Genomic DNA, 22,516 nt, shown 5'->3' with positions numbered 1-22,516 from the left:
TGATGATGAGCATGACACGCAGAGAAGGCCCGTTCACCGCCGAAATCCACGGCGACCTTATGAGCGCCCGCCGCCATACGCCGGAAGAGGGACACGGGATGAACGGCGCACATTTCCATACCCGTGCAGTATCAGAACCGCTGTTCATCCTGCCGCTGGCAGAGATGCCGTGGTTTGTGATGCACGGTGAGGGTCTGTACGCGCAGAACGCCCGGGATGCCCTGACGCCGCTCTACCGCGGCGATGACGCCGCGCAGCTGCTGCACTGCATTACCGGCCTGCTGACCACTGTAGAGAGTAAGCGCCTGCGCAGCAAGCGGCACCGGAAGTACGCTTATGTCGCGACAGCCCTGATTGTGGCAGGACTTTTGCTTATTAAGCCCGTCGCCCTTTCCGGCCTGATACCGGCTCCTGAGGGCCGTCTGCTCACCACAGTGGATGCGCCGCGCCCCGTTCTGCCGCCACCTGCCCCCGTCGCCTCACCGGTAATGCCGTCCTATGACAATGGCCTGCGTACCGAACGCCCGGCACCGGCTCCGCAGCCTCCCGTGACCACCAACGACAACGGCTGGAGCCTGCCACAGAACGTGCGCGCGGAGCTGCCGGGCAATCTTAAAAAAGCCGCGGCACGGGGGCTGTTTACCGTGCCTCTCTCAAGCGGTCACGCGCGCACGATTTACGTGTTTGCCGACCCGGCCTGCCCGAACTGTCAGCGCATGGAACGCCATTTTGAAACCGCCGCCGGCGCCGTCAACGTGGTGATTTTCCCCGTGACCATTGAGGGCCGCGAGGCGTCATTGAACGTGCTGACGCCGGTGATGGCACTGCCGGAGGCCGAACGTGCCGCCGCCTGGAAGCAGCTGTTTGCGGCCGATGCTGGCATCGGCGTGCCGGGCGGTGCGCAGAGCGCGCCGGCGGTGACGGATGAGACGAAGGCCGAAACGGCCCGCGGGGCGATTGGCGTCAACGAGGTGGCTTTCCGGGCTTACCGCCTGCCGGGCACGCCGTGGACGATCGCTGACGACGGGCGCTACGTGCCCCAGAGCGTGCTGAGCTCGCCGGCGGCGCTGACGGCGTTTCTGAACGGAGGAGATTATGTCGGACAATAACTCGACGCTGGATAACGCGCGCGTGAACCGGCACGTCGGCCGCTCCTGGCTGACGGACATGCTCAGCGAAGGCGGTACGCTGTTCTGGGCCATGCCGGCGGCGGTGGTCGCGGGTATCGTCTGGCCCGCCACGCTGCTGCTGAGCCTGCCGGTGCTGCTGTTCTGGTCAATGGTCGTGGCGCCGGCAGGCCGCTGGAAAATGCCGATGCGCATGCCGACGGACATGAACCGCGATGACCCCTCCACCGAACGGCAGGTGCCGGCGAAGGTGCTGGGCTTTCTGCCGGTGGCCAGCATCCGCATCCACACCGGCCGCGCGGCCGGCATCCTGTACGCCGGCTACCTGCGCGGCAAAGACGCGGGGCGGGAGCTGTGGCTGTCGATGGACGACCTGACACGGCACGTGCTGATGTTCGGCACCACCGGCGCCGGTAAAACCGAGACGCTGCTGGGCTGGGTGTTCAACGCACTGTGCTGGGGTAAGGGAGTTATCTTCTCTGACCATAAGGCGCAGAACGACGTGGCGATTGCCACGATGTCCATGGCACGCCGCTTCGGCCGCGAGGACGACCTGCGTGTAATGAATTTTATCACCGGGGGCGCCTCGCGGGCGCAGCAGCTGCTGGACAACGTCAAGGGGCGGCCGGAGACCAACAGCACCTCCGTCTTCGGGCTGGCGCAGGAAACCTACATCGTTAACCTGATGGACTCCATGCTACCCAAAACCGGCAGCAGCGGCGGCGAATGGCAGGAAAAGGCCAAGGCCATGAACCAGGCGCTGATTTTTGCGCTGGTCTACAAGTGCCGCCGGGAGGGCACGACGCTGTCCCAGCGCACCATTCAGCAGCACCTGCCGCTGCGCAAAATCGCCGGCCTGTACATCCAGGCGGTAGAGGAGCAGTGGCATGAGGAAATCCGCCACGTGCTGCAGAACTATCTGGACACGCTCTCCGGCTTCGACATCGAGAAGGTGGCCACGCCGTCAGAGTGGGACCCGGAGGCGAACCGCCAGCACGGCTACCTGATGCAGCAGTTCACCCGCATGCTGAGCCTGTTCAACGACACCTACGGCCACGTGTTCGCACGCGACGCCGGCGACATTGATCTGCGCGACGTGGTGCACAACGACCGCATCCTGATCGTGCTGGTGCCGGCGCTGGAGCTCTCATCCAGCGAAAGCTCCACGCTCGGCCGCCTTTACCAGTCTCAGCTGGCCATGATTTTAAGCCAGGATCTCGGCGAGAAGCTGGAAGGCCGGGCGAAGGACAACATGAAGGTGCGGAAATTCAAAGACCGCTTTCCGCTGCTCTGGATTATCGATGAGGTTGGCGCCGGCTACAGCGAGAAGCTCGGCGAACTGGCCACGCAAATCCGCTCGCTGGGCTACTGCCTGCTGCTGGCTGGTCAGGAGGTCCAGCGTCTGAAAACGGCCGCAGGCGACGCGGTCTGGACGCTGATTGCCAACATGGGCGTACGCATCACCGGCAAAATCATGGATCCGAAAGATACGCTGGAAATCCTGCAGCTGATGGCCGGCACAGAGTATCGCGCGCACATGGGCAGCATGGTGCAGCAGGCCGGCATCCTTGGCGGCTGGAACGATGATAACCGCCTGCAGGTGAGCGAGAAGAAAAAGGTCGACGTTGATGAAGTTCAGGCGCTGCAGGAGGGGGAGAACGTCACGCTGTTCAGTGGGAAGGTCATCCGCGGCAGCTCGCTTTACATTAAGGATGCCGACAAATTTGCGCAGGACGCGGTGCGGATAAACCGGTTCGTTGAGGTGAGCCCGCCCTCTGAGCAGCAGCTGCTGGCCACCATGCCGTTCCGCGAGCGCCGCAGCTACGTGCGCGCCGATCGCGTGCAGCATCTCCTGCGCGTGCTCGATGCGGCACCGGGTCCGCAGGATACACAGCGCCTGGTGCTGACCGACCCGGCGCTGGCCACCGTCTGTGAGTTTGACCTTGAGTGTGAATACAGCTGGAAGCGATCGCCGTCGGCCGCGGTGCGCTCAGCGGTTCTCTGGAACATGGTGCTGGCCAGCCTGCCGGCGCGGGGGCGCGGATATAAAGTACGCCTGCGCGAGCCGCGTCTGCTGGACGCGGGCCGCGAGGCCATCGAGCGTGCGGCGCAGAACTACGTGGCGCCATCACCGCTTAAAGCGGCGTCACAGGAAGCCTGACAAACGGGATATCACAGACATGATGACTGAAATCAGGTCCGGTGAACGGCGGGCCTCAAAAGAGAATTCCGTTTGCATCAGCGGCTGGCGGCATCTTCATGCGCTAGCCAGGATGGAAGGGCGCCTGATGGTCATGGCGGCGGCCAGCAGAGTGCGTGGCTATCTGACGGAAAGCGAGCGCACCGAAATTGTCTTCACCGGCATCGAATTTGTCCGGGCGGGCTACAGCGTCCGTCCGGCCCTGCAGATGAGCTGCGCAATTCTGGCCGCCCGCGTTGAACAGCTGGCCCTGCAACTCGACGGGGGGGAATGGATCTGGGCCGTGGATTATGAGTCCGGCGCCTGGCAGATGGCGCAGGGGAATGAGAACGCCGCAGAGAATATCGTGTCCGAAGGGATCGAGTACCGGCCCGTGCCGCACCGCAGCAATGCCGTCGGTGCGGGGGGGTATGTCCAGGTGGGGGCGTCCGGAGATCATCATTTCGGTGTACTTGAGCTGAGCACCGGCAGGCAGGTGGCCATACTTCCGTCGATGTCACTGGCCAGGCACGTCGCCAGCTATGCCGTATCGGTCAGCGGCGGGTACGGTGACGTGCTGATAAGAGAAACGTCAGAGAAGCCGACTCACCTGAGCTTTGACGCCTGGCTGACAGGCTCACCGTTCACTTCTGGCCAGCCTGCCGGCACATGAAACCGCTGAGCACCTCAGCGGCTAAAGCTTCCGAATGTTCTGCCGATACAATGGGTAAGGCTGCTCCACAGCCCCACCGATGCAAGAGTGAAAAATTCATTTGTGTTATATGTGCAGAACCCTTCAGGGGCCTTTTCAGGTCCCTATTTTTTTATTTTCCGCTAAGGAATCCGCTATGAAATTCATATCAGGCGCAATCGCATTGGCGATCGCGCTCAGTTTTGCCACGTCCGTGTCTGCGACCGTTCCTTCGATTGACGTCGGATTTTCTCCCGAAGGCAGCGCGCAGCAGCTGGTCCTCCGCACGCTGGATGATGCGCACGAGAGTATACGGCTGATGGGCTACAGCTTTACCTCGCCCGAGGTGGTCAAATCTCTGGTTGCGGCAAAGCGCCGCGGCGTAGACGTCAGGGTCGTGGTGGACGAAAAGGGCAACCGCAGCAAAGCCAGCCAGGCGGCGATGAACGTCGTGGTGAATGCCGGCATACCGCTGCGCACCAACGACCAGTACAAAATCATGCACGACAAAGTGATCATCACGGACGGGCAGAACGTGGAGCTGGGCTCATTCAACTACTCCCGCAGCGCGGCTGAGTCCAACTCGGAAAACGCCGTGGTAGTGCGTGGCGTACCGTCGCTGGCGCAGACCTATCTGACGCACTGGCAGTCACGATGGGACGGCGGGACAGACTGGCATTCGACTTACTAACCAAATCGCTAATGTGTCCAGGCGGCAACCTGGGCGTGTTATAAAGTTAAGTCGCTGATTATGAGTACCTGTAGTATGCTCTGCCTAGTAATGAATCGTTATCGAGGAGGCAGAGATGTCACAGCACACAAAAGAAGTCACTTCCTCAAAAATGTTAAGTGTGGGCGCAGCCGTTCCGAGAAGGCCTCTGACTGATTCTGAGAAACAGTTAGCTGCTGTTGCACGCAAACGGAAAACGCATAAAGAACTAAAGGTTTTCGTCCGTAATCCGTTGAAAGACTTACTTGTTGATGCATGTACTAAAGAAGGTATCACTCAGGCTCAATATATTGAGCGCTTACTGGAAAAATCCTTGAATCATCAATAAATTTCACGGTAAAGACTTTACTTCCTTGCCTGATTTGATTGCTGGTGATAGATTGCAGATCGATTGAGATCTTTGGTTAGCCACGCCGAAAGGTGGCAGGAGACTGGTGCTGACTGATTAGTTAAGGCCAGAAAAAACAAAACCCCGATAATCTTCCTCAAAGTTTGCCGACCTAGAGAAGATTAACGGGGCCCTAAAAACTGCATAGAAGCTGTTGCTCTATGCGGGGAGTATAGATTCATGCCCGAAAAACTGCAATACCTTCGGTGCCTGCTCCTTCTGTGCAACATAAGCGCAGGAAGGTTTGAATAAGCAGGTAACTGATAACTCATCATTTTATCGTCAGGTGAAAAACCCGAATCCGGAATTTATTCCGGAAAAAGGCAAAAAAACCCTGCCGTTCTGCGAAAAAATCCGTGAAAAAGCGTCGGGCTTTACGCAGCGCATCGAGTTCCAGGCACTGGTGGCCATGGAAATCGCCCACGGAGCACGCAAGCGCCGTCCGCCTGAACTCCGCATCCGCGCGCTGGAAGCCGCGCTGCAGGCGCTCTGCCACTATTACAACCCGCTGGCCAACCGCGTGGGGGCCTCGCTCACGACCATGAGCATCCGCTGCGGTCTGGCCACGGAGAAAAAACGCCTCTCGATCACCCGTTTCACCGGCGCCGTGCAGTTCCTGGCGCAGCTGAAGCTCCTCACCTACACCACCGAATATGACAAAGACATTGGCTGTAACATCCCTACGGACATCACCTTCGCGCCGCTGATGTGGCAGGTGCTCGACGTGTCGGAAGAAGCCGTCGCGGCCGCGCGCCGCAGCCGCATCGAGTGGGAAAACCGCCAGCGCGAGAAGAAGGGCCTGCCGCGCGCCGACGCCGGCGAGCTCATCAACGCCGCCTGGGCGTTCGTGCGCGAGCGCTTCCGCGAGTACCAGAAGTCCCGCCGCGAGCACGGCATGAAGCGCCACCGCGCGCGCAAAGACGCGCCGCGCACCCGTAAGGACATCGAGCAGCTGGTCCGCCTGCAGCTTCAGAAAGAAATCCGCCACGAGCGCTTCTTCGGCGGCCTGGACGCGGTGAAAGCCGAGATTGAGCGCCGCGTCACCGAGCGCATGAAGCTTTCACGCGGCCGCTACGCCCGACTGGACGACGATCTGCTGGTCACGACCTGACACCCGCAGAGACCTCACGCAACTCACTGGCGCAGCCGCGCCGGCTTTCCCCTGCCCGGAATCCGGCCAGAACGGCCGTTATCCCCCTCACTCCGCCCCGTTTTCAGCTATCCGGTTTGCGCCGGAGGCCTTCGCACGTCCGCAGCAAGCCATTCGCATAAAATTCATCCACATCAGCCTCTTACTCCGGCCACCCGAATGGGATCCGGCGCACAGATTTTGCGCCGGTGAACTCGTTTTTAAGTTATCCACATTAACCGCGAGAGGCCTGTTTTCATAACTCCTGACCGCATAGTCGGTTAACTGCTGTCCGGCGTTTTTCTAAACCGCGCTGTTCCTTTTAAACAACCGATCTTTATTCTTTTAAAGAACTGGTATTACTTACCTTTAAAAATAAAACCTATTCGCCACCCGTCCTGTGGACAGGTGAATAACGACCGCCCTTGCAGCGGACTCCGTCCGCGCCGGTTCGGTTTAGCCGCTTCGCGTCAGAAGTAGCTCCCGCCAGAAGCGGCGGGCATAGCTCAACAGTTGCAGAAACCCCTCCATTACCGAAGGTAGCCAGCGGCCATACACACCGGCACAGACTGAGCATCGAGCGAAACCCACCTGAAAAGCGCCGCCGCCCCGGCCCGCAGGGCCGGAACAGAGTCGCTTTATAGATGGATGATGTAACTAGAAAATGGAGCTGCTTTAAGACTGAGGCCTGCGGTTTCTATCTTTCGTCTACGACCATCAGGCTAATGCGCGCCTGAAAGGCCGCTGCTTAAACGGCGTCTGACAGGGAGGGGTTGGGCTTTCGCCATATTTAAGCCTGTAACCGGCTCTGCCGGGCTCACGGCGCCCGATGGCATAAGAGCCGTCCTTAACGATTTCTGGCGCCTCCATGCCGCTCACGCGGCATTCAGGGGCAGGCTGCGCACTGCTCGCCCGCCTCAAAAGCTCAGGCGGGGGATTTAAAGCTGAACTAGGATTGCTGTGTGGCAGATGCTGAAAATTTCTGATTTCACTCAAAATTAAATTACAGGAAGCAGGCCCTGACTTATCGGTTTACAGCCAGAAAAGACTTAACAGTGTAGTCAGGAAGCGATATGAAAGGCCGGGAAGAAGGCGAGACTATGAATCACCCCCATAGTGGCTTAATAAGTATGGTGCATCCATCGGTCGAACTCACAGCCAAAATCAGGCACGTCATAATAATCTGGCCGGAGAAATATTGCTCATTGCGTTTTTCAACATATTCTGGTTTGGTTTGTTATCATCGTTACAGATAACTAATAAAAACATGATAATTAGCCAATCACATAGTGAATTGATTGATGCAATGCTCTAATTATTTAAAAATAACTTAAAATATCAATAACAAACATTTATTCATGCTTTTTATTGGAAGTGGGTGTATTCCTGAACATTATTTAATATAACTGCTCCGTTACCATCCGTTATAAGATTTGATTAAATTCATCCATACAGATAACATTCTTTTATCATGAAGCGTTTTCAGAACATCTCCCAGTGACCACGTGCAGGGTACCCGGCGCAACCATGTTGTATCCTTTATTTTCCCCTGATACAGCCAGATAAGTGTGGCTATCATGATTTGCTGAATCTGCGACCGTTTTCTGTATCCGGCGCGCCATTTTTTCATCTCTTCTGGCTTGACCAATCCCGCCTCGTAGTCGAACGCAGCCGGGGCAATCGTCTGATGCTGCTGACCCGGGCGGTTAAAATCAAAGAAACAGGTCAGATCAAACAAGGTAATGACATTTCTTACCTGACGGTCAAAACTATCGGACTGTTGCGCATACACCTGGTCAGCGTTCAGTTCCTCAGGCAGCCGAAGCCGTTTTCGTTCATCAGACGCTAAACGACTCACTGCCGCAACAAACCATGCCGCCCGACAATCAGTGGCGCCGTCATTCAGACACAGCGTGCCGTCCACTGCGGATACAACCTCCTGAACAGGCAATACGTTATTTCCGGTTATCATTGTGCTTCTCCCAGAGGACGCAGTGGCTCGTTCAAATCAGCGGACATTGCTGACGTAGAACACTCTCTTTCAAGCAGCAACTTTTTACGCCAGTATCCCCAGCGGAAACCCGAGAGAGAACCGTCTTTTTTTACGACCCGATGGCAGGGAATAAGAACGGCAATTGTATTCGCTGCGCATGCCTGGGCGATCTTTTGTGCTTCACGTGGTTGCCCCATCTGCTTTGCCAGTTCACCGTAACTTATCCGCCTCCCTGCCGGGATCTCTCTCAGCAGTGCCCAGACTTTCATCTCAAATTCGCTGCCGGAAGGTGCCAGCGGGTAAGAGAACGTTGCGCCGGGCATATCCATGACGTCCGCCAGTGCTTGTGCGACTTCTCTGAGCTCTGCATCGCTGTGTGTAAAACAGCCTTCCGGATATTTTATCTGCAGGCGGGCTAATCCGTTGTTTATGGAAACGCCTGGCTCAAGCATGACCAGACCTGATTCTGACACGGCGAAAAAAAACTCGCCGAGTGAACTGTCACCAGAAGAATATTGTATTTTCACAGGCATTTCGTATCTCCTTTGCTGTTGTAATCTTATTTTCTCTATTCATTAATAAAACTCACTCGGCTTCTTGCTTTTTATTTTTTTATATAAAAAGCAAGAAGCCGATATCCATAACTGACCCTCCCTGCCATCTTTACATTCAACTGTACGTCGTGAGGAAAGAACAAAAATGGCCGTAAAAAATATCCGACAGTTTCCGGATCCTGTATTACGCAAGCGGGCTAAGCCGGTTGAAATTTTCGATGAACAGCTCGTTCTTCTGACAGATGACCTTAAAGATACTATGTATCATTATGACGGCATTGGCCTGTCTGCTCCTCAGCTGGGGGTATCGCTCAGGGTGATTGCCATCATGGCTGAAGGGAAACGTTCCGGTGCGATGGTTTTAATTAATCCCGTCCTTAAGTCCGTCAGTCGTCAGCGTTCTACCGAAAACGAAGGTTGCCTTTCGATGAATGCTGTGTGGTGTCCGGTCTCAAGGCCGGTCAGCATAATCTGGTGTGCCCGTGATGTTTATGGCAATCATATTGAGGGTGAAGCTGATGGCTGGCTGGCCAGAGCGATAATGCATGAGACAGATCATCTCAATGGAATATTAATCAGCGATTACCAGCCAGTAAAATTCAGACAAAAAATCAGGCGGGGAAATCCCTCCAGGTTATATAAGTGAAGTGATTGCAGATCGCGAGCAGCCTTCTGCGCAGGTTTATTGCTTAACGTCCTGGTCTGGAGGCTTTGAATTCGCGATAGCCAGGCAGCTGCGGTATACGCCAAAGATACCAGGACGCCACAGTCCGGTAAGGCGCGCATTTTTCACTGAGTATCCGGAGTTCCCTCCTGGACAACACACCTTCAGGCGCATAAAGAAAATGCAGCCCCTCTGCGATACCGAAGTCATCAAGCGGCATGATATCCATGCGCTCAAGCGTATAGATAAGCAGCATTTCGACCGTCCATCGCCCGATCCCTTTCAGCGATGTCAGCCGGGCGACAAGCTCCTCATCACTGAGCATGACCGCTTCTTTTCTTCCCGGAACGAGACCGGTCCGCGCCCCCTGCGCTATAGCCTGGAGAGTCGCGACTTTTCGGGTAGAAAAACCGCACTGACGCAGGAGTTCCGGGCTGGCATTCTCAAGCTGAGCTGGTGAAGGAAATGCGGAAGCCTCAGTCATAAACGCCGCGCGCAGCCTGGCGAGAATGGCATCGCCCGCTCTGGCAGTCAGTTGCTGGTAGGCTATAGCGCGTATCAGAGCTTCATAGGGCTCTCTTTCCGGCTTAGCCTGATGACCACATGGACCAACGCGTGTAATAAGGGATGCCCATTCGGGTTGCTTTGACAGCCAGAGAGAGGCCCGTTCGTAAGAAGCTTCACAGATTTCAGACATCGTTATATCTCATTTTACTAAAAGTGCCGCAGCTTACCCGCACCCCATAGTTTTTCATCCCGTTATTTGCTTTCTATTCTTCAGCAGCATCGTATCTGCGACGCGGACTGCACCGACCGTGAGTGATTTTTTGTTTTATCTGAACGAAAAAGAACTGCCGGAAGCTCATAAAACGAAAACGGCAGATATAAAAAATCAGAAAGCAAGAGCCGGAGAGTTCGCTGAAGGCGCAGAGGCCATACTGTGTTCCCTTAATATGGAGACGGTGAATATGAACACTTCAATCGAAAAAATTCGCTATGCCATCGCACAGTCTGTGCTGGGCTATTTCCTTGTGGCCACCAGTGAGAAAGGCGTGTGCGCCATTTTTATGGCTGACGAAACGGAATCACTGCTGTCTGAGCTGAAGCAGACTTTTCCCCGGGCGCAGCTGACAGAAGAGAATCACGCGCTGAGCAGCCTGTCGCAGGACGTGGCGGCATACATCAGTCACCCGGATTCCTCCCGGCGTTTCAAACTGGATGTGCGCGGTACTCCCTTTCAGCAGCGCGTCTGGAAGGCGCTGAGGGCTGTTCCGGCGGGTGAAACACGGACATACCAGCAGATAGCGGGAGAACTGGGTGATAAGGGCGCAGTGCGGGCCGTGGCCGGCGCCTGTGCTGCGAACGTTATCGCCGTAGCAATCCCCTGTCACAGGGTTATCCGTAAAGATGGTTCGCTTTCTGGATACCGCTGGGGTATTGGACGTAAACGTCAGTTGCTCAGTTCGGAGATCGTGCTATGAATCCGGCATTTCCGTTATCTGCGGCAGGTGATGTGCCGTCACGCTGTGAAGCTGTGGACTGGACATTTATCAGACGGGAACTGGATGCCCAGGGGAGCGCTGTTTTCCCCGGCATCCTGACTCGTGAAGAATGCTCAGCCATGGCCGCCCTTTACAGCGAAGGCGACCGCTTTCGCAAACGCGTGGTTATGGCCCGGCACGGATTCGGACGGGGCGAGTATCAGTATTTTCGTTATCCGCTGCCGGACCTGACGCAAACGCTGCGTACGCAACTTTATCCGGGCCTCGCCGACATCGCTAATACGTGGCAGGAAAAACTCGGTCTGACAATACGCTACCCGCGCGATCACGCCGAGTTTTTGTCTCGATGCCGGGATGCCGGACAGCAGAAGGCGACCCCGCTGCTGCTTGAATATCACAACGGAGATCATTGTTGTCTGCATCAGGATCTTTATGGTGAACACGTTTTCCCGCTGCAGGTCGTGATCCTGCTTTCCGAACCCGGGCGGGATTTTGAAGGCGGCGAATTTATGCTTACCGAACAGCGCAGCCAGATGGCGTCCCGGGCTGAGGTTGTGCCCCTGAGGCAGGGAGATGCCGTTGTTTTTGCTGTCAATCAGCGACCGGTAAAAAGCGCAAGGGGCTATGCCAGAGTGGCTATGCGACATGGCGTAAGCCGGCTTCACAGGGGAACCCGCCATACGGCCGGGATCATATTTCATGACGCCCAGACCTGAGACCTCTATGACACAGCTATCTTCTTCCGGTAACGAGCTCATCCGGATGAGCGAAGGCGCAGTGCTTCTCAAAGGATTTCTGCTTAAACATGAGCAGGAACTCCTGCGCAATCTTGAACGTATTACTGACCTGTCCGCATTCAGGCACATGGTCACGCCTGGCGGGTATCGCATGTCAGTAGCCATGACCAACTGCGGGCCGCGCGGCTGGGTAACCGATGAACGGGGATACCGTTATTCTGAGACCGATCCTGAGACGGGGCATGCCTGGCCTGAAATGCCCGCCCTTTACAGCCAGCTGGCCCGGCAGGCCGCCGCTGTCGCGGGCTATCACGACTTCTGTTCCGATGCGTGTCTGATCAACCGTTATATACCGGGTGCCAGATTGTCTTTGCATCAGGACAAAGACGAAAAGAACTTTACTCATCCCATCGTCTCGTTTTCGCTGGGGCTGCCTGCCACGTTCGATTTCGGCGGGCGAACACGCAGCGCTCCCGTTACTCCCTATCTTCTTGAGCATGGGGACGTAGTGGTATGGGGGGGGCCTTCGCGGATGTTCTACCACGGCATCCGGACGCTTAAAAAAGGTCACCACGAACGGATGGGGAGTCAACGTATCAACCTGACATTTCGCCGCGCACACTGAGGCGCGGGTCAGGAACAACAGGAAGCATAATGAGCAATACTAATGGAGCCCGCCACGCCGGGTGCGCAGCCAGCCCTGACAGGCCGGCTGTATATCAGATGACGGCTCCTCTCGGCCAGGAGCGGCAGACCGCAATGGACGCAATGAAGACGTACACTGACGCGGGACTGGCTGAATGGGTCTGTCATGGCAACTGCCCGCAACTGCACTTTACCGACGGACGTATTTATATTTTCGGTCCTTATGGCGTAACCCGGCTGGCCTGAAAAAATTAAAAAGCAAAAGACGGAGTGTCCTGCGGTGAGCATTTCACCACAATAGCAGCCTGACAGTAATGACATCGCCGGCCGTCAGGCCAGCCTGATAACAGAGGTGAATTATGACGCATACAGAATTTGATGCACTCCGCCGTACGGTAACGATCCCAGAAGGTACCATCAGCTATGCCGAACAGGGGAACGGCCCCGTGGCCCTTTTCGTTCACGGGCTGATGGTTAATGGTTATCTGTGGCGTCATCAGCTGGCGGCTCTCAGTGATATCCGGCGCTGTATTGCGGTGGACCTGATGGCCCATGGACATACGGAAACGCCAGTTTCGCAGAACGTCTCTTTTGAAGCACAGGCTGACATGCTGGATGCTTTTCTCGACAGCCTTGATATTGACGCCGTCGATCTGGTTGCCAGCGACAGCGGTGTCGGGGTAGCACAGATATTCGCCGTGCGTTATCCGTCCCGCGTCCGAAGTCTTGTACTGACCAACGGTGACGTCCATGACAACTGGCCACCGCAGTCGTTCTCCGGTTTTCTCGACATGGTTAAAGCCGGAGGGCTCAGAGACACGCTTCGCGGCATGGTTGAACATCCTGATAACTACCGCGCAGAGACCGGTTTCGGGCTTGCCTATGCCCGGCCTGAGAACGTGTCTGACGAAACGGTACAGGCCTATATCGGGCCACTGCTTCGGAGCGAAAACACGGTAGAAAATCTCAAACGATTTGTACTGGCGTTTGACAATCAGCAGACCGTTCGCATCGAAAAAGCACTGCAGCAGGTTGCCGCACCGGCTCTGATTGTGTGGGGAACCGATGATCCCTTCTTCCCCGCACAGTGGGCCAGCTGGCTTGCGAAGACGCTGCCGGGTACGCGGGAGTGTATTGAACTGCCGGGTGAGCGAATGCTTTTCCCGGAGGAACAACCCGCCGCGTTTAACCAGGCCCTGCGTGACTTTTTTGTGAAGCATTCAGCGGCCTGATGCGGGGCAGACCCGGTCAGCCGGTGGCTATGACCGGGTCTCGGATAACAGGTATACATATGAACAAAGTATCACAGTGGGCAACGGATGATGCGCGCTGGCAGGCTATTGTTGAGCGTAATAAAGACGCTAACGGTCATTTTGTGTATGGCGTACGCACGACCGGCGTTTACTGCCAGCCTTCCGGCGCGGCGCGCCTGCCGAAACGCGAAAACATTGAATTCTTCGACACGCCGGAAGCCGCGGAGGCACAGGGGTACCGCCCGAGTAAACGCCTGCGTCGGGGACAACCGGAACTGGAAACCGATCACTCTGCCAGGATTGCGGAAGCCTGCCGGTATATTGAAGCGTGCGAGGGAGAGGCAGCGCTGGCCGATATCGCCGTTCACGTGGGCATGAGTACGTTTCATTTCCACCGGCTGTTTAAGTCAATAACCGGACTGACGCCAAAAGCGTATGCCAGCGCACACCGTAATCAGCGACTGCGCGAGGCCCTGAACGACAATGTCAGCGTGACGGACGCCATATTCGATGCCGGTTTTAACTCGAACAGCCGCTTTTATGAAAATTCATCGGCAATGCTGGGAATGACGCCCAAAACGTGGCGGGCGGGGGGGAAGGGCACAACCATCTATTTTGCACTGGGCATCTGTTCACTGGGTGACATTCTGGTGGCGCAGAGCGACAAGGGGATCTGCGCCATTCTGCTTGGCGAGGACCCGGACGCCCTGCTGAAGGATCTGCAGGATAAATTCCCGCAGGCCGATCTGGTGGGAGGAGATGCTGATTTTGAGAAACTCGTTGCGCGGGTCGTAGGATTCGTTGAGGCACCGGAACTCGGACTGGATTTACCGCTGGATATCCGGGGAACGGCATTTCAGCAGCGCGTCTGGCAGGCTCTGCGCGATATTCCCGTTGGCGCAACGGTCAGTTATTCCGATATTGCGCTGCGGATAGGATCACCCAGAGCTGTCCGGGCCGTAGCCGGCGCCTGCGCGGCTAACATGCTGGCGGTGGCGATCCCCTGCCACCGCGTCGTGAAAAATGACGGTGCCCTGTCGGGATACCGCTGGGGCGTGGAGCGTAAGCGTGCCCTTCTGAATAAAGAGGCAAAAGTATCATGAGTAATACAGCACAAGGGCCGGCAACAACGTTGCTGCAGGATCGGCTAGGCAAAATTAACTGGGACTCCGTCAGCGAAGAGCTTTCTGCGTTTGGGTGTGCTCGTCTGCCGCAGCTGCTCACTCCGGAACTCTGTGACGGCCTCGCCGCACTGTACCCGGACGGCGATCGCTTCCGTACGCATATCCATCTCGCAAGGCACGGATTCGGAAAAGGGGAATACAAATATTTCAGCTATCCGCTACCGGACCCTGTTACGACGCTGCGCACAGAGCTGTATCCGGGACTGGCAGACATTGCCAACCGGTGGAACACCCTGATGAATATTGATGTACATTATCCGCCAACTCATCAGGCTTATCTTGAAAAGTGTCACGCCGCAGGTCAGACCCGACCGACGCCGTTACTGTTACAGTATGCGCAGGGGGATTACAATTGCCTTCATCAGGATCTATACGGCGATCTGGTTTTCCCGCTGCAGGTGGCCTTTCTGCTTTCTGAACCGGACGTTGATTTTACCGGCGGTGAATTTGTCATGACCGAGCAGCGTCCGCGGATGCAGACGCGGCCCGAAGTGGTGCGCCTTGGTAAGGGAGATGCGGTAATTTTCGCCGTTCATCACCGACCGGTACAGGGCACTAAAGGCATTTATCGCGTCAATATGCGACACGGCGTCAGCAAAATACGCAGCGGCCAGCGCCATACGCTGGGCGTGATTTTCCACGACGCTCAGTGATCCCCTTATGATAGAGGATCTCTTTTCAGATGATGACAGCATGGTGCGACAGTGGGAAGAAAAGGTCGCGCCGGGCGCCACTATTCTGCGGGGATTCGCCGGTGACGACACAGCACGGCTGCTTGGAAGCATAAGCACTATAGCCAGCATGGCACCATTCAGACAGCTCCGCACCCCTGGCGGACACGTTATGTCAGTCAGTATGACCAGCTGCGGAGATCTGGGCTGGATGAGCGACGAATTCGGGTACCGGTATACGGCAACCGATCCTGACACAGGGCGGAGCTGGCCATCCATGCCCGGCGAGTTCCGTCAGCTGGCAGAAATGGCAGCCGCGGCGGCGGGATATCCGTCGTTCAGCCCCGACGCCTGTCTGATCAACCGATATTCCCCGGGCGCAAGGCTGACCCTGCATCAGGACAAAAACGAACGCGATATGTCTCAACCCATCGTTTCCGTGTCGCTGGGACTGCCGGCCGTCTTCCTGTTCGGCGGGCTGAGCCGGGAACAGGCATGCGCCCGATATATTCTCACACAGGGCGATGTGATGGTCTGGGGAGGCCCCTCCCGCCTTAACTACCACGGCGTTCTGCCGCTGAAGGGCGGGATCCCACCCTGGCCGTCGACAGAATGCGTTCGCTTTAACCTGACGTTCAGGCGAGTCAGGACGCACTGAGGAATGAATATGACATCCGGTCATGAAAGAGCGTTCGTCAGCGATGTTGCCGCCATGCTGGGCGAAATGGTCATTCGCTGTCATCTGAAGGGCATTACGGTCAGTGACGACAATCTGAAAGCCTGCCTGTCATCCTTTGACTTTACGGGTGATCCGCACTGGCGCGCGGTGTGCCGGTACGCCCTGTCCATACTTGATAACAACTGGAGTGACGATGAAAACATCATGGACCCTGCTGGGGAGCGACGGTAAACCTTATGAAAGCCGAACTCCGGGGCGGCTTGGTGGCCATCGCAGGAATAAGATTTACGGGCGCATGGACTGTCCGGCTGCGCTCAGAGCGCTGGCAAAGGGCCACTATGTCAAACACCGCGTTTTCTTTGCGGATGAAATGACGGCGATCGCCGCCGGCTATCGTCCCTGCGGAACCTGCATGAAAGAAAAATATCGGGAATGGAAAGCGTCGCAGACCCGTCCTGAATAACCGCCAGTTATCGTCGCGTCATTTTCAGGAAAGTAAAACCTGATTTTTTTTATTTTTTTCCTTTGCCATAAACTCACGAAAAATATATTCAGTTAGCAAGAAACAGAGGTTTTCATAAAGACGAAGTCGGTATCTTTAACCTCGCGGTGAACGACAGCCGCATGACTAAAGATAACAGGAGTAGGGATTATGAGTAAAAATAAAGAACTGGTCGCCAAATGGTTTGATTCAGTCTGGGGTGCAAACTATAACCCGGAAGTTATTCGCGAACTGGCGGCGGATGATATTTTCTTCCACTATCCAATGCACGGTGAATTCCGCGGTCCGGAAGCGGTCATCGCCATGCTGACTGACTTCCGTGAATCTTTCCAGGATCTGAACTTCTGGGCAACCGGTGAGCTGATCGAAGAAGGTAATAAAGTGGTTGCCACCTGGGACGGCGGCGGTACGCATACCGGTAAAGCCTTCACTGAGTCGCCATTCGGTGGACCTCTGCCGGCCAATTCCGGTAAGGTCATTCGTTTCACCGGCACCACCATTATCGAAATTGAAAACGGTAAGGTGAAATCCGAAGTGGGTCAGGAAGGTGCTATTGACGCACTTCTGCAGATGGGCCTGGTAAAAAAAACCAGCTGATGTCTGCGTGACTGAACCGGCGCTGTGTCTTCCAGGGAAGGACGTGTAGTGTCTGCCGGTCAGTCAGCTCCGATACCCTCAGAAAAAGCCGGGAATAACATCCTGGCTTTTTTCATTGTCTTCAGAGAATCATAATGAATGAATCTGATGAAATCAGCAGCAATCTGTTCCCGTCCATGCATGAACCCGACACGACCGCCGTTAAGCGATACACGCTGACGCTGTCGGATTATTCAGCATCCTTATCGCTTCCTTCACTCAAAAGCAGCGCGCCAGCTCCCTTAGTTATCTTCTTCCACGGAGCGGGCGGCGAAGATGGAGGTGCACTGGCTCAGCTGCATAACCTGTCGGAGACGTTCCGGTTCATTCTTTTTGCTCCCCGCTCCGGTGCGGATTCATGGGATCTGCTGCGCGGCGGATGGGGTGAGGATGCAGACGCTGTTGTCCGGCAGCTGGCGTGGCTGAAGAATCGGTACACGATAGATGACAAACATATTGTGATGGCAGGCTTTTCCGATGGCGCATCCTATGCGCTCAGCCTGGGAGGGCGCTGTGCTGAGGTTACCCACATCGTTGCCTGGTCACCGGGATTTTATCTGGGAAACGTTACGGGGAAAAATATCTTTATCAGTCATGCAGATAATGACAGAGTCTTACCCTACTGCATGACGCAGCGCATGGCGCGTGAGCTAGAGGTGAATAACAACAACCTTATTTTCCGTTTCCATCAGGCGGGACACTCCGTGCCGGGTACGTTTGTGGAGGATGCACTACATTACTGCCTGGCTGCGGACAGGATCGGCTGTGAGCAAAAAGAACCGCCTGTAAAAACAGAAAAGCGCTGAGGACATTTACCCCTCTACTGTCAGGATGCTTACCCGGCAGAGAATAATGCCAGTCAGTGCGGATCGTTTAAAAACTCATGCCTTTTACCGGGTTTGCTTAAATGAACATGCGCAAAGGGGGCGCTTGTGAAGAGGGTGTCAGCCGGGTCCGATTCATTCGCCGGTCTGTGCCGGTACCCGCGCCGGGAGGACGGCGTCGGCTCCGGATAAGGGCGGTTTTTTATCAGCAGTGAGGGCGTTCAGGATTTCTTGCGCGCTGAAGGACCCCGATATTTATCCTGAACACGTCTCACCGGCGTCTACACATTATGCAGCGACAGGACTGAATATGCTTTTTAAAGTGAGAACATGGCGCCTCCCGATAAACCGGAAGTGCCATGCGGGGGAGTTTGACGCGATTACAGCTCAGTTGATTCCTGCCTGAGCGCCGCAGTCACGCTATCATCCCTGCCCATGTGCTTATAAAAGCGGTCCAGCGAAGGATAATCTGTCAGTTTTACGTCGAGCATTTTAGACCAGCGCAGAATGACCAGAAGATAAGGGTCAGCCACGGAGCGCCTGTTATTCACAAGCCAGCGGTTTTTACCCATCGCATCGTTCAGTATGCCGAGATGATGAACGAGCGTCTGCAGCGCTTTGCTTTTCACCTCCGCTTTCACGTCGGCGGTCCCGGGTATCCGTTCAGGGTGGAGCAGCGGAGTGAACGTCTTATGCACATCGGAATTAATGTAGCCCAGCCAGCGCAGGACGCTGATCTCTCCCCGTGAAGAAGGGTCTCCCAGCAGTCCGGCCTCCGGAAACTCCTGTGCCAGGCAGAACAGAATGGCAATGTTCTGACTCAGCGTCCATTTTTTTCCGGGAAAGTCTGCTTTCAGCACCGGAACGGTACCGGATGGGTTCATCATCAGAAAACTCTGCGAACGGCGGGTTTTTTCATCTGTTTTTACAAGAACATAATCCGCTCCCGTCCAGTTCAGTACTATGTGCGCCGCCAGCGAGCAATAGCCTGGCCAGTAATACAGCGTGTACATATTCGTTCCTCCTTATTAGCACAGCCTTTAACCGGCTGTGCAGGGATGTACCATCCGGGCGTCGTTTCCCCCGGATGACCCGGCCTCATCAGGCCCCTGGTCCTGGCGTTTCTGGCGCCTCGCGTCCCAGCTGGTCCAGCAGGCGAAACTCTTCGTCCGTAAGGTGAACACTGGCCGCCGCCACGTTCTCTTCGAGATGGCGGATTTTGCTTGTGCCCGGAATAGGCAGCAGGACCGGGCTTCGTTTCAGGACCCACGCAAGGGCGATCTGGCTCGGACTGTAACCCTTCTCTCTGGAGAGCGTGTCGAGTAACGACCCTGACTTGGCGAGATCCCCTGCTCCCAACGGGAACCATGGAATAAATCCGATATTGTTTTCCGTACAATAATCGAGCACGTCTTCATGTGTGCGGGTAACGAGATTAAACATGTTCTGAACTGACACTACCGGGAAGTGGCGTTGTGCACACTGAATCTGTTCAATACTGACTTCACTCAGGCCGGCGTGCCTGATCAGCCCCTCCTTCTGCATTTCTGCTATAACACCAAACTGTTCATCAGCGGGAACAAGAGGGTCAACACGATGCAGCTGCCAAAGGCCAATCTGTTCAACTCCGAGTTTGCGGAGGCTCATCAGAACGGTCTGGCGAAGATACTCAGGCCGGCCAACCGGTTTCCAGACATTCGGACCGTGACGGGTAAATCCGCCCTTGGTGGCAATCAACAGGTTGTCGTAAGGATGTAGCGCTTCCCGGATGAGTTCTTCACTGATATCAGGACCGTAGCTGTCAGCCGTATCGATGAAGTTAACCCCTATTTCCGGTAAGCGGCGCAGTGTTTCAAGGCAGGATTTTTTATCTGCCGGCGCTCCCCAGATGCCGTCCCCGACAATGCGCATTGCGCCATAGCCCAGTCGATTTATCGTGATATCACCCAGCGTGAACTGACCGGATGCCGATGCGTTTATCTCTGTCATAGGAACTCCATTGTGTGTATTTCTCATAAGCAGTGTACTGATACGCCAGACATGAACTCTCTGTTTATTGCTTTTCAATAAACGAAGTTGAATGCAGTTTAAAAGGATGCTATCCCTTTCTTTTACTCTGCAATGAGGAAAGTGAAGATGAGTCATGCGAACATAACGAAAGTTATTTTAAGCAGTGGTTATAGTCCGTCGGAAAAAAAAGAGCAGTTAATAAGTTCAGTACGGATGCTATCCTGTCATCGCGGGGAGGATTTTGAAAACACATGTAAGCTTTTACAAAAAAGAATAAATGTGGACGTTAATGGCATTGAGGATGAAGCGAAAATATTGCTGGCTTATTTTTATCTAAAAGAATTCTGCACTTCAGGGCAGGGTAACCTTGGTGAAGGAAAATAAGCGATATAGCAATTTTAATTCTCTGCGCCGGCAGCCTCACACAGATATTAAGTCCCCCAGAACGAGGCCATTTAAAGGCCTCTTCGTCAGCAGAACAAGTGGCTACAGGAACGGAGCCACTTGTTCTGCTGACGCATAATGTCCAGCTTACAAGTTTAAATTCATTCTCCTGAACAAATCAGTAACTATTTAAAACGCTCTCAGGTGGCTTCCAGCACTAACAAGGATAGATGTGAGGGGGTATGATTTCCGAACCAGACGGTGTTGCGGGCAATCCGGGTTACTCGTCCATCGCAGGGTTTAACGCCCGTATTTGGATTGCAATCGAAGTGGGGGAAGTTACTGCTCGCGATATCGAGTCGGAGACGATGTCCAGCCCTGAACAGGTTGCATGTCGCAAAAGGTGTGATAACCAACTCAATCTGCCTGTCGCCGGTAATGTCCCCGGCTGGCTCTCCACCGTTTCTGTATCTACATCTGATTATGCCGTCAGTAATATTCATTGCATATCCCTGAGGATAATCTTCATTCGGAGGATAGACGTCAATAAGCTTGGCGGTAAAATCGGTATCAGGCGCATCACTGCTTACCCATAGCGTAACGGCGATTTCTCCCGCAACGAGAAGATCCTGCTCAAGTACGGCTGTCTGAAAAGCCAGCACGTCTGCGCGGGCGCTGAGGGGTAAGCCATCTCCCCGGGTGCCAAAAAATTCCGGATATTCTCTCTGATCAAATGCCCCTCCCCTGAACACGGGTAATCCTGAGGTCAGCGATCCACCTATAGTGGGCACTGGATTGCGGGGGTCGGAGAGGTAATTTATGCAGTTCTGCGCGGCGGGTTTTTCTGAGGCAAGTTTTCCTCCCGCATCAAGCCAGAATGTTTTCTGAGTTGTGCCCTGCAGGGGCCATTTATCACTGTGAAGCCATTTTCCTCCATGGTCGAGTCGGCCCTGATGATTTTTTTTTCCGGTCCCGCCGCCCATACAAAACACAGAAACATCCGGGATTATTTTGTCGTTTTCGGAATGCCGGATGGTTTTATCAAACCATTTGAGTCTGCATTCAAGCCAGGTGGTTTCAATATTTCCGTCGAAGCAGGCCTGTTCTCCGAAATCCACATCACCGCTGAAGCTTTGGTTTCTGTCGCCATGTAACCACGGCCCCATAATCAGCCTGTGCCTGTGGCTACCTTTACCGAAGGCCCGGAAATTGTTTAGCGTAGAACTGACATAATTGTCATACCAGCTCGACATAAATAAAACCGGAATATCCGGCAGATCGTCATAACAGCCCTGTGCCCAGATACCGTTGCGCTTCCAGTATTCATCAAAATCGCAGTTATTCCATTGTTCAAACAGGTAGCTCTCATATTCCGGCACATGCCGAAGAGGTGAATGCCCCGGAAACCAGGGAAATCGTCTGAACCAGTCTGTAATATTTTCATTGTCAAGTGCATCGCGGATCCGCTGGTCCCCTTTGGCGCGGGGGCTTTCCTTCGCCTGTCTGTATGCCCAGGTGACCTGTTTCATTTCAAATGCACCTCCCTGGCGTATTCCACATTCCCACGCGTTACTGAAACCGCCGGAATCAAGAACCATAGCGCACAGTGCAGGAGGCTTAAGGCAGGCCATTGCCAGCTGAGTATGCGCGGCGTAGGACAGTCCCATGCTGCCTATCTTTCCGTTGCACCACGGCTGGCTGGCCAGCCATGAAAGTGTGTCGAACCCGTCCTCCCCTTCACCGGTATACTTAATGAAAGTACCCTCAGATTCATATCGTCCCCGGCAATCCTGAATAACCAGAACATACCCTCTGTCCGTGAAAGACCGCGCCATCTCCGTCCTGGAGATTTTCGCTCCATCAGAAGTGGATTCTGAACGTGAGTATTTATTTTTTCCGTAAGGTGTACGCTCTATAATAACCGGCCAGCAGCCTGTGCCGGAAGGAAGATAAATATCCGTTGATAATTTTATCCCATCGCGCATGGGTATCATTACGTTCATCATATGACGGTCGTCAGTAATCATTATATTC

General features: G+C 55.0%; 26 protein-coding genes and 2 pseudogenes. 22 read left to right on the top strand and 6 right to left on the bottom strand.

Going from position 1 to position 22,516, the window contains the following annotated elements; genetic code table 11:
• Positions 1–2: 2 nt before the first annotated feature.
• From QMZ30_RS22290 to repA (QMZ30_RS22265), 7 genes are all read left to right on the top strand, one after another.
• A complete protein-coding gene (locus tag QMZ30_RS22290) occupies positions 3–1,109 on the top strand; it encodes a thioredoxin fold domain-containing protein (RefSeq protein WP_283225726.1) in 1,107 nt (368 codons plus the stop codon).
• On the top strand, positions 1,096–3,288 hold the full coding sequence (gene trbC, locus QMZ30_RS22285; protein ID WP_283225725.1) for an F-type conjugative transfer protein TrbC: 2,193 nt from the start codon (positions 1,096–1,098) through the stop codon (positions 3,286–3,288). Before QMZ30_RS22290 ends, trbC begins: the two co-directional genes overlap by 14 nt.
• A gap of 19 nt (positions 3,289–3,307) precedes the next feature.
• Positions 3,308–3,979 (top strand): hypothetical protein, encoded by a 672-nt coding sequence (locus QMZ30_RS22280; protein WP_283225724.1) that lies wholly within the window; start codon positions 3,308–3,310, stop codon positions 3,977–3,979.
• A 175-nt stretch (positions 3,980–4,154) separates the two neighbouring features.
• The gene (locus tag QMZ30_RS22275) at positions 4,155–4,688 is read left to right on the top strand and encodes a phospholipase D family nuclease (protein WP_283225723.1); all 534 of its coding nucleotides are present in this window, start codon (positions 4,155–4,157) and stop codon (positions 4,686–4,688) included.
• Positions 4,689–4,803: 115 nt separating this feature from the next.
• A complete protein-coding gene (repA, locus tag QMZ30_RS22270) occupies positions 4,804–5,055 on the top strand; it encodes a replication regulatory protein RepA (protein WP_283225722.1) in 252 nt (83 codons plus the stop codon).
• Between the two features lie 240 nt (positions 5,056–5,295).
• Positions 5,296–5,367 carry a RepA leader peptide Tap gene (gene tap, locus QMZ30_RS25945; RefSeq protein ID WP_071825190.1) on the top strand — a complete coding sequence of 24 codons (72 nt, stop codon included), beginning with the start codon at positions 5,296–5,298 and terminating at the stop codon, positions 5,365–5,367.
• Entirely contained in the window at positions 5,360–6,226 is an 867-nt protein-coding gene (gene repA / locus QMZ30_RS22265; protein ID WP_283225721.1) for a plasmid replication initiator RepA, read from the top strand. The genes tap and repA (QMZ30_RS22265) overlap by 8 nt, the downstream gene beginning before the upstream one ends.
• A gap of 1,432 nt (positions 6,227–7,658) precedes the next feature.
• On the opposite strand, the gene QMZ30_RS22260 is transcribed toward repA (QMZ30_RS22265), so the two are convergent.
• Together QMZ30_RS22260 and QMZ30_RS22255 are read right to left on the bottom strand one after the other, a co-directional pair.
• Positions 7,659–8,216, bottom strand: coding sequence for a hypothetical protein (locus QMZ30_RS22260; RefSeq protein WP_283216810.1), 558 nt, complete (start codon positions 8,214–8,216; stop codon positions 7,659–7,661).
• Positions 8,213–8,770, bottom strand: coding sequence for a methylated-DNA--[protein]-cysteine S-methyltransferase (locus QMZ30_RS22255; protein ID WP_283003293.1), 558 nt, complete (start codon positions 8,768–8,770; stop codon positions 8,213–8,215). Before QMZ30_RS22255 ends, QMZ30_RS22260 begins: the two co-directional genes overlap by 4 nt.
• A 166-nt stretch (positions 8,771–8,936) precedes the next feature.
• Here QMZ30_RS22255 and def point away from each other — a divergent pair, with 166 nt between their 5' ends.
• Positions 8,937–9,437: a peptide deformylase gene (gene def / locus QMZ30_RS22250; RefSeq protein ID WP_283003294.1), complete on the top strand. Its 501-nt coding sequence runs from the start codon at positions 8,937–8,939 to the stop codon at positions 9,435–9,437.
• 43 nt (positions 9,438–9,480) lie between these two features.
• Here def and QMZ30_RS22245 read toward each other — a convergent pair whose 3' ends face one another.
• On the bottom strand, positions 9,481–10,152 hold the full coding sequence (locus QMZ30_RS22245) for a DNA-3-methyladenine glycosylase family protein (protein ID WP_283003295.1): 672 nt from the start codon (positions 10,150–10,152) through the stop codon (positions 9,481–9,483).
• Between the two features lie 256 nt (positions 10,153–10,408).
• On the opposite strand from QMZ30_RS22245, the pseudogene QMZ30_RS25940 reads away from it, so the two are divergent.
• From QMZ30_RS25940 to QMZ30_RS22185, 13 genes and pseudogenes are all read left to right on the top strand, one after another.
• Positions 10,409–10,663 (top strand): annotated as a pseudogene (locus QMZ30_RS25940) (hypothetical protein); the annotation flags it as partial.
• A 6-nt stretch (positions 10,664–10,669) separates the two neighbouring features.
• A pseudogene (locus QMZ30_RS25935) lies at positions 10,670–10,936 on the top strand (methylated-DNA--[protein]-cysteine S-methyltransferase); the annotation flags it as partial.
• Positions 10,933–11,673: a 2OG-Fe(II) oxygenase gene (locus QMZ30_RS22235; protein ID WP_282981183.1), complete on the top strand. Its 741-nt coding sequence runs from the start codon at positions 10,933–10,935 to the stop codon at positions 11,671–11,673. The pseudogene QMZ30_RS25935 and the gene QMZ30_RS22235, both read left to right, overlap by 4 nt.
• A gap of 7 nt (positions 11,674–11,680) precedes the next feature.
• Positions 11,681–12,319, top strand: a complete 639-nt coding sequence (gene alkB / locus QMZ30_RS22230; RefSeq protein ID WP_282981184.1) for a DNA oxidative demethylase AlkB — start codon at positions 11,681–11,683, stop codon at positions 12,317–12,319.
• Between the two features lie 143 nt (positions 12,320–12,462).
• Positions 12,463–12,585, top strand: coding sequence for a hypothetical protein (locus tag QMZ30_RS22225; RefSeq protein ID WP_283228968.1), 123 nt, complete (start codon positions 12,463–12,465; stop codon positions 12,583–12,585).
• A gap of 113 nt (positions 12,586–12,698) precedes the next feature.
• The gene (locus tag QMZ30_RS22220) at positions 12,699–13,571 is read left to right on the top strand and encodes an alpha/beta fold hydrolase (RefSeq protein ID WP_282981185.1); all 873 of its coding nucleotides are present in this window, start codon (positions 12,699–12,701) and stop codon (positions 13,569–13,571) included.
• Between the two features lie 59 nt (positions 13,572–13,630).
• A complete protein-coding gene (gene ada / locus QMZ30_RS22215; RefSeq protein WP_282981186.1) occupies positions 13,631–14,695 on the top strand; it encodes a bifunctional DNA-binding transcriptional regulator/O6-methylguanine-DNA methyltransferase Ada in 1,065 nt (354 codons plus the stop codon).
• Entirely contained in the window at positions 14,692–15,429 is a 738-nt protein-coding gene (locus tag QMZ30_RS22210; RefSeq protein WP_282981187.1) for a 2OG-Fe(II) oxygenase, read from the top strand. Before ada ends, QMZ30_RS22210 begins: the two co-directional genes overlap by 4 nt.
• 7 nt (positions 15,430–15,436) lie before the next feature.
• Positions 15,437–16,105, top strand: a complete 669-nt coding sequence (gene alkB / locus QMZ30_RS22205; RefSeq protein ID WP_283003297.1) for a DNA oxidative demethylase AlkB — start codon at positions 15,437–15,439, stop codon at positions 16,103–16,105.
• A gap of 9 nt (positions 16,106–16,114) precedes the next feature.
• A complete protein-coding gene (locus tag QMZ30_RS22200) occupies positions 16,115–16,357 on the top strand; it encodes a hypothetical protein (RefSeq protein ID WP_283228967.1) in 243 nt (80 codons plus the stop codon).
• A complete protein-coding gene (locus QMZ30_RS22195) occupies positions 16,320–16,589 on the top strand; it encodes an Ada metal-binding domain-containing protein (protein ID WP_282981190.1) in 270 nt (89 codons plus the stop codon). The genes QMZ30_RS22200 and QMZ30_RS22195 overlap by 38 nt, the downstream gene beginning before the upstream one ends.
• 189 nt (positions 16,590–16,778) lie before the next feature.
• Positions 16,779–17,225 (top strand): ester cyclase, encoded by a 447-nt coding sequence (locus QMZ30_RS22190; RefSeq protein WP_283003298.1) that lies wholly within the window; start codon positions 16,779–16,781, stop codon positions 17,223–17,225.
• 134 nt (positions 17,226–17,359) lie between these two features.
• Positions 17,360–18,070 (top strand): alpha/beta hydrolase, encoded by a 711-nt coding sequence (locus tag QMZ30_RS22185; RefSeq protein ID WP_283003299.1) that lies wholly within the window; start codon positions 17,360–17,362, stop codon positions 18,068–18,070.
• Between the two features lie 398 nt (positions 18,071–18,468).
• On the opposite strand, the gene QMZ30_RS22180 is transcribed toward QMZ30_RS22185, so the two are convergent.
• Positions 18,469–19,101, bottom strand: coding sequence for a glutathione S-transferase family protein (locus tag QMZ30_RS22180; RefSeq protein WP_283003300.1), 633 nt, complete (start codon positions 19,099–19,101; stop codon positions 18,469–18,471).
• A gap of 88 nt (positions 19,102–19,189) precedes the next feature.
• The gene (locus QMZ30_RS22175; protein ID WP_283216816.1) at positions 19,190–20,077 is read right to left on the bottom strand and encodes an aldo/keto reductase; all 888 of its coding nucleotides are present in this window, start codon (positions 20,075–20,077) and stop codon (positions 19,190–19,192) included.
• Positions 20,078–20,224: 147 nt separating this feature from the next.
• Here QMZ30_RS22175 and QMZ30_RS22170 point away from each other — a divergent pair, with 147 nt between their 5' ends.
• Positions 20,225–20,482, top strand: a complete 258-nt coding sequence (locus QMZ30_RS22170; protein ID WP_283216817.1) for a hypothetical protein — start codon at positions 20,225–20,227, stop codon at positions 20,480–20,482.
• 200 nt (positions 20,483–20,682) lie between these two features.
• Here the strand turns inward: QMZ30_RS22170 and QMZ30_RS22165 are convergent, their stop codons facing one another.
• Entirely contained in the window at positions 20,683–22,509 is a 1,827-nt protein-coding gene (locus QMZ30_RS22165) for a CocE/NonD family hydrolase (protein WP_283216818.1), read from the bottom strand.
• Between the last annotated feature and the right edge of the window lie 7 nt (positions 22,510–22,516).

The sequence above is a fragment of the Pantoea sp. EA-12 genome, assembly GCF_030053355.1.
Taxonomy (GTDB): Bacteria; Pseudomonadota; Gammaproteobacteria; order Enterobacterales; family Enterobacteriaceae; genus Pantoea; species Pantoea vagans_C.
This window is presented reverse-complemented; position numbering and strand designations above follow the sequence as displayed.